The 6,571-nt window shown below is 71.8% G+C and carries 8 protein-coding genes; 1 reads left to right on the plus strand and 7 read right to left on the minus strand.

The features are described 5' to 3' along the window. Nucleotides 1–87 precede the first annotated feature (87 nt). The 7 genes from VFN12_RS14075 to VFN12_RS14105 are packed head-to-tail and all read right to left on the minus strand — an operon-like array spanning nucleotide 88 to nucleotide 5,773. Nucleotides 88–681 (minus strand): rhomboid family intramembrane serine protease, encoded by a 594-nt coding sequence (locus tag VFN12_RS14075; RefSeq protein WP_414690050.1) that lies wholly within the window; start codon nucleotides 679–681, stop codon nucleotides 88–90. A 4-nt stretch (nucleotides 682–685) separates the two neighbouring features. Further along, nucleotides 686–1,180, minus strand: a complete 495-nt coding sequence (locus VFN12_RS14080; protein ID WP_325119354.1) for a hypothetical protein — start codon at nucleotides 1,178–1,180, stop codon at nucleotides 686–688. After that, nucleotides 1,177–2,040, minus strand: coding sequence for a dihydropteroate synthase (folP, locus tag VFN12_RS14085; protein ID WP_325119355.1), 864 nt, complete (start codon nucleotides 2,038–2,040; stop codon nucleotides 1,177–1,179). The genes VFN12_RS14080 and folP overlap by 4 nt, the downstream gene beginning before the upstream one ends. Continuing rightward, nucleotides 2,037–2,885: a glucosyl-3-phosphoglycerate synthase gene (locus VFN12_RS14090; RefSeq protein WP_325119356.1), complete on the minus strand. Its 849-nt coding sequence runs from the start codon at nucleotides 2,883–2,885 to the stop codon at nucleotides 2,037–2,039. The genes folP and VFN12_RS14090 overlap by 4 nt, the downstream gene beginning before the upstream one ends. A gap of 7 nt (nucleotides 2,886–2,892) precedes the next feature. Then, on the minus strand, nucleotides 2,893–4,062 hold the full coding sequence (locus VFN12_RS14095) for an acyl-CoA dehydrogenase family protein (RefSeq protein WP_325119357.1): 1,170 nt from the start codon (nucleotides 4,060–4,062) through the stop codon (nucleotides 2,893–2,895). 5 nt (nucleotides 4,063–4,067) lie between these two features. Then, nucleotides 4,068–4,832: a crotonase/enoyl-CoA hydratase family protein gene (locus VFN12_RS14100; RefSeq protein WP_325119358.1), complete on the minus strand. Its 765-nt coding sequence runs from the start codon at nucleotides 4,830–4,832 to the stop codon at nucleotides 4,068–4,070. Nucleotides 4,833–4,846: 14 nt separating this feature from the next. After that, complete coding sequence (locus tag VFN12_RS14105; protein ID WP_325119359.1) at nucleotides 4,847–5,773, minus strand: alpha/beta hydrolase; 927 nt, start codon at nucleotides 5,771–5,773, stop codon at nucleotides 4,847–4,849. 205 nt (nucleotides 5,774–5,978) lie between these two features. Between VFN12_RS14105 and VFN12_RS14110 the strand changes: the two genes are divergently transcribed. Beyond that, complete coding sequence (locus VFN12_RS14110; RefSeq protein ID WP_325119360.1) at nucleotides 5,979–6,278, plus strand: GIY-YIG nuclease family protein; 300 nt, start codon at nucleotides 5,979–5,981, stop codon at nucleotides 6,276–6,278. The last annotated feature ends 293 nt before the right edge of the window (nucleotides 6,279–6,571 follow it).

Consider the following 6,571-nt stretch of genomic DNA (forward strand, 5'->3'; position numbering starts at 1 on the left):
AGGACGGAGACGCGTCGGGAGTCCTGGGGCATGCCCACTCCAACCGGCCGGGGTGACGAGACATTCCGCGACGAGGCCCGCCGCGGGTCAGGCGTAGGCGTGCCGGGCCCGGTCGGGCGCCAGCCACCAGGCGGCGAGCCCGCCGCCGATCGCACCAAAGAGGTGGCCCTGCCACGAGACGCCGGGCTGGCCTGGCAGGACGCCCCACAACGCGCCGCCGTACAGGACGAGGACGACCGCCCCCAGTGCGATCTGGCCCTCGTTGCGGGCGAAGATGCCGCGCAGGATCAGGTAGGTCAGCCACCCGAAGACGATCACCGAGGCCCCGATGTGGATCGTGCGCTCCGGGGCGATCAGCCAGGTGCCCAGCCCGCCCACCACCCAGATCACCGCTGTGGCCGCCAGCGCCCGGCCGATGCCGGACAGGAAGACCAGGAATCCCAGGACCAGCAGCGGCAGGGAGTTGGCGATCAGGTGGTCCCACCCGCCGTGCAGCAGCGGGGCGAAGACGATCCCGACCAGCCCCTCGTCGTCGCGAGGCCGGACTCCCTCGTCCTCGAGCCGGTTGCCGAGCACGACGTCGACGACCTCGATGACCCAGAGCAGCACCACGAAGCCGACCGACCAGGCAGCCGCCCGGGCCCAGCCCGCCCCGCGCTCCTTCGTGTAGGTCAGCCGCACCATTTCACGGTATCTGCGAGGCCCAGCGGATCACCCAGTACTGCACGCCGAAGGGGTCGCCCTCGTAGTCGACCTGCCCCACGGAGAGGTCCGGCACTCCGGCCAGCTCGATGATCGGGTCGACGCCGGCCCACAGCTCCTGCGCCAGCCGGCGGTCGAGGGCGGCGACCTCGTCGAACCGTCCATCCCGCAGCCAGCGGCCCAGGTCGGAGTCGAAGCCGGAAGCCCGCGCGTCGAGGTGTCCGGGCGCCTTCTCCGTGCGGCGGGCGCTGCCGTTGCCGACGACGAGGTACGACGGCTCGTCGCTCGTGCGGGTGGAGGAGGCGAGGAGGTGCTCTGCGACCCGGGCACCCTGCTGGTCGGCGAGCACCGTGACGTCCGCACCCAGCCAACCGACCGCCCGCAGGCACGCTGCGCGCAGCTCGGCCACCGGGTCCTCGATGCTCGCGTACTCCGGCAGCAGGGCGAGCGTCCCCGGAACCAGGACCGCCCGGGTCACTGCAGCCCCCGGATGGCACGCCGCGGCGGCCGGCGGCCGGCGATCGACCACGCCATGTCCACCACCTGCCGGGTCTCGGCCACCTCGTGGACCCGGTAGATCCGGGCGCCGGCCAGGGCGCAGACGGCGGTGGCCGCGAGCGTTCCGGGTAGCCGCTCCCCGACCGGGAGGTCCAGCGTCTCGCCGACGAAGTCCTTGTTGGACAGCGAGACCAGCACCGGCCAGCCGGTGGCGACCATCTCCCCCAGCCGGCGGGTGAGCTCCAGCGAGTGGAAGGTGTTCTTGCCGAAGTCGTGCGCCGGATCGATGACGACGCTCTCCGGCGCCACCCCGGCGGCGACCGCCCGCTCGGCGTAGGCCACGGTGTCGCCGATCGCAGCCGCCACGACGTCGTCGTACTCGACCCGGTAGGGCCGGGTGCGCGGGGTCGCCCCGCCGGTGTGGGTGCACACCAGCCCGGCGCCGAACTCCGCGGCGACGTCGACCAGCTCGGGGTCCGCGCCTCCCCACGCGTCGTTGAGGACGTCGGCGCCCGCCTCGCACACGGCCCGCCCGACCTCTGCGCGCCAGGTGTCGACGGAGATGACGAGGCCGGGGTACGCCGCCCGCACGCGCCCCACGAAGTCCACGACCCGTGACTTTTCCTCCTCCGGGCCGATCCGGACGCCCGGGGCGGCCTTGATCCCGCCGATGTCGACGATCTCGGCCCCCTCCGCCACCACGAGATCCACACGCTCGAGGGCCCGCTCCTCGTCCCACGTCGCGCCACGGTCGTAGAAGGAGTCGGGTGTGCGGTTGACGATGGCCATCATCAACGTCGCGTCGTCGGCGAACTCGTGCCGGCCCAGCCTCAGGGTCACGCGACCTCCCGTGCGGGTGGGCGCTCGACGTCCTCGGCACTCGCGGTGAGGTCGAGCCTGGCCGCGACCCGCTCGTCCGAGCGTCGGAGAGCCATCGCCATGATCTGCTGCGCCATCCCGCCGAGGTCGCGCAGCGACTGGTGGCGGTGGGCCCGGCGGCCGAGGTCGACCTGGGCGATGGACTCGGGTCCCCTGGCCGCGGCGGTGTCGATCAGGGCGGCCAGCTCCACGGCGTAGCCGGTGGGCACCGACAGCGACGCGAACAGTGACCTCCGGACGGCCCACTCACCGGCCAGCGGCTGGTGCAACCCGCCGAGGTCCGGAAAGAGCAGCGAGACGAGGGGGCGGGCGACCAGCTCGGTGACCCGGCCGCCCTCGTAGGGCGCGTCGCCGAAGGGGCGCTCGTAGAACCCCTTCACCAGGTCCACGCCGGGGGCGGTGAGCAGCGGGCCCAGCAGCCCGGGCACGAAGTGGGTGTCCCAGTCGAGGAGGTCGGCGTCCATGAAGACGATCAGGTCGCCCTGGGTGACGAACAACGACTTCCACATCGCCTCACCCTTTCCCGGGTGGGTGCCGAGGTCCGGCCGGATGTCGGCGGCGCGGTGGACGACGGCCCCGGCGTCGGCCGCCACCGACGAGGTGTCATCGGTGGAGTCGGAGTCGATCACCACGATCTCGTCCAGCAGCCGCACGGTGTCGACCAACCGCTCGCGGACCCGGGTGACCACGTCGCCGACGGTGGCGGCCTCGTTGCGGGCAGGTACGACGAGGCTCACCGCCGTCTCCCGCCGGGCCTCGAGCAGGGCGTCGAGCGCCCAGTCGTCCCAGTGGAAGGTGCGGATCACCGGGTCGTCATCCCAGGTGGCCGCGCACGGAGGCGTGGCCGGCCAGCAGGTTGCGGGCGATGGTGCGGCGCTGGATCTCGTCGGTGCCCTCGTAGATGCGGAGGAGGCGGAGCTCGCGGTACCACCGCTCGATCGGCAGCTCGCGCGTGTAGCCCATGCCGCCGTGGATCTGGAGCATCCGGTCGACGATCTCGTTGGCCTTGACGCCGCCGTACAGCTTGGCCATCGACTGCGCCTGCCGTGAGTCGCGGCCGTTGTCGACCTGCCAGGCCGCGGTGAGCACCAGCCACCGCAGGGCCTCGATCTCGACCGCGGAGTCGGCGACCATCCACTGGATGGCCTGGCGCGTGGCGATCGGGGCGCCGAACGTCTCCCGGTTCTGGGCGTGCTCCATCGCCATCTCGACGAGCCGCTCACAGGCACCGAGCGCCCGCGCCGGCAGCATGTAGCGCCCTTTGCCGATCCACCGCATGGCCAGCTCGAAGCCGCGGCCCTCCTCCCCGAGGATCGACGCGTGCGGCACGCGGACGTCCTGGAAGGACAGCGCTGCCGGTCCCCACTCACCCATGGTGTCGATGGTGGTGGAGGTCCAGCCGGCGTCCCGGTCGGCGAGGAAGCAGGTCACCCCGCCGTCCGCACCCTTCTCCTTGTCGGTGACCGCGAAGACCAGGCAGAAGTCGGCGACGTCGCCGCCGGTGATGAAGGTCTTCTCGCCGTTGATGACCCACTCGTCCCCGTCGCGGACGGCGGTGGTGCGGATGTTGCGCGCGTCGGAGCCGGCGCCGGGCTCGGTGATCGCGAAGCAGCTCTTCTTGTCACCGTTGATCGTGGGCAGGAGATAGGCCTCCTGCTGCTCGTCGTTGGCGCTGAAGAGGATGTTGTCGGCGTCGCCGCCGAACTTGAACTGCACGAAGGACCGGCCGAGCTCCACCTCGATCAGTGCGCTCATGAGAGCTCCGAGCCCCATGCCGCCGTACTCCTCGGGCGTCTGCACCCCGAAGAAACCCGACTCCTCGGCCTTGTCCTGCAGGGCCTTGAGCTCTTCGAACGTCAGGCCGCGCTCATGACGGCGCTCCCGCTCCAGCACCGTCTGCTCGAGGGGCATGATCTCCTTCGAGACGAAGGTCCGCACCCACTCGCGGACCTCGCGCTCCTCGTCGGTGAGGGTCAGGTCCATCGGGCCTACCGTCCCTTCCAGACCGGGTCGCGCTTCTCCGCGAAGGCCGCCGCGCCCTCCTGGGCGTCCTCGGAGACGAAGACCGGCGACAGGATCTCGTCCTGGTGCTTCCAGCCCTCCTCGGTCGTCCAGTCCCGCGCCGAACGGGCCACCTGCTTGGTGGCGGCGACCGCGAGCGGCCCGTTGGCGGCGATGGCGGCCGCCAGCTCGAGGGCGCCGTCCAAAGCCTGGCCCTCGGGCACCACGCGGTTGACCAGGCCCAGGCTCGAGGCTCGTGACGCGTCGACGGGGTCCCCCGTGAGCAGCAGCTCCAGCGCGATCGGCTGCGGGACGAGGCTGGGCAGGCGCAGGGCCGCTCCGGCCGCGGCGACCAGGCCGCGCTTGACCTCCGGTACGCCGAAGCGGGCGGTCTCGGCGGCCACCACCAGGTCGCAGGCGAGGACCACCTCGAACCCGCCGGCCAGCGCCCAGCCCTCCACGGCCGCGATCAGCGGCTTGCGCGGAGGACGCTGGGTCAGCCCGGCCAGGCCGCGACCCTCGACGACCGGCACCTCACCGGCGAGGAACGCCTTGAGGTCCATGCCCGCACAGAACGTGCCGCCGGCTCCGGTGATCACACCGACCCGGAGGTCGTCGTCGCCGTCGAGCTCGTCCATGGCGTCGGCCACCCCGCGGGCCACGGCCCCGTTGACCGCGTTCCTCGCCTGCGGCCGGTTGATCGTCACGACCAGGATGTTGTCGCGACGCTCGGTCAGGACCTCGTCAGACATGGGTTCCTCTCGGGTCAGGTGGCGTGCAGGAGCTTGGCGAACCTGGCGTTCAGGTCGGTGACGGCGGCCGCTGCGGCCGGGCTCCACGCTCCCATGTCGACGAAGCCGTGGATCATCCCGTCGTAGGCGGCGAGATCCACCGGCACGCCGTCGGCGGCGAGCCGGTCGGCGTAGGCCACGCCCTCGTCGCGGAGCGGGTCGAACTCCGCGACCGCCATCACAGCCGGGGGCTGACCGGCGAACGAGTCTGCGCGCAGCGGCGAGAACCGGGGGTCCTCCGGTGCGATCTCGGCGCCGCCGGTGTAGTGCTCGTGGAACCACAGCATGTCGGCGACCTCGAGGCCGTAGCCGGACTCGTTCTGGTGTCGGGACGGGTAGTCGCCGAAGGCGTCGACCGTGGGGTAGATGAGCAGCTGGGCCGTGAGCAGCTCCGGCACGGTCTGGGCGACCACGGCCGCGAAGTTGCCGCCCGCACTGTCACCCGCGATCGCCAGGCGGGCGTCGCCACCCAGCTTCTGTTCCGCGGCCCAGCGGGTCGCGGCGATCGCGTCCTCCACGCCTGCGGGGAAGGGGTGCTCGGGCGCGAGCCGGTAGTCCACCGCCAGCACCACGGCGTCCACGTCGGCGCACAGCCGGCGGCAGGTCTGGTCGTGCGTGTCGAGGTCCCCGATCACGAACCCGCCACCGTGGAGGTACACGACGGTGGGGAGGGGGCCCCGGGTCACCGGCCGGTAGAGCCGCGCTGGACACTCACCGTCCCCGCCCGGAACCATCAGCTCCTCCACCGATCCGACCGGCACCGCCTGATCGGGCTGCACGGTGCCGACCGACATCGCCCGGAAACCCTTCCGCGCGGCCTCGGGCGTCTGCTCCCACATCGGCGGGTAGCCGGCGTCCTGGATGAACTGCAACAGACCGGCCAGCTGTGGATCCACGGGCATTCCGGCAGCGTAGCGACCGGCGGGCACCATTCGGAGGTTGAGGTGCGAGGGCCGCCCACGCAAGGGCGGCAGCCAGGATCCGGAGGTTGAGGCGCGAGGGCCGTCTCACGGCCCGAGCCTCGAAACCCCCGCACCCACGCAGGGCGTCATCCACAGGCATCAGACTGCTCACGTCCGATCGGCCGGGACCGGGCATCAGCAGACCATGCCATGGACCTACATCCTCGAGTGCGCTGACGGATCGCTGTACGTCGGCAGCACGACCGACCTCGAGCGCCGAGTCAGTCAGCACAACCTGGGGCTCGGTGCGGCGTACACGAGGTTGCGCCGCCGACGCCCCGTCCGCCTGGTCTGGGCAGCCGAGTTCAGCCGTGTCGAGGATGCCTTTCTCTACGAGAAGCAGATCCAGGGTTGGAGCAGGGCGAAACGGGTCGCCTTGATCGAAGGCCGCTTCGACGCCCTTCCTGACCTCGCCAGTCGCCCCCCACGCCGTTCTGGAGATTGACGGCGGTGCTCGCCGCCCTGCCACCCTCCCGGGGCTTCGAGGCTCAGGCGCCAGGGCGCCTTCGCACCTCAACCACCGGCGACCACCATCCGGAGGTTGAGGTGCGAGGGCCGCCTCACGGCCCGAGCCTCGGAACCACCGACAACCAGGATCCGGAGGTTGAGGTGCGAGGGCCGTCTCCCGGCCCGAGCCTCGAAACCCCCGCACCCACGCAGGGCGGCAACCAACAGAAAACCACCGCCCAGCCTCCCGACCGGGTTCGAGGCTCAGCCACCGAGGGGGCCTCGTCTCAG

It is taken from the genome of Nocardioides sp. (genome assembly GCF_035703625.1).
GTDB lineage: Bacteria > Actinomycetota > Actinomycetes > Propionibacteriales > Nocardioidaceae > Nocardioides.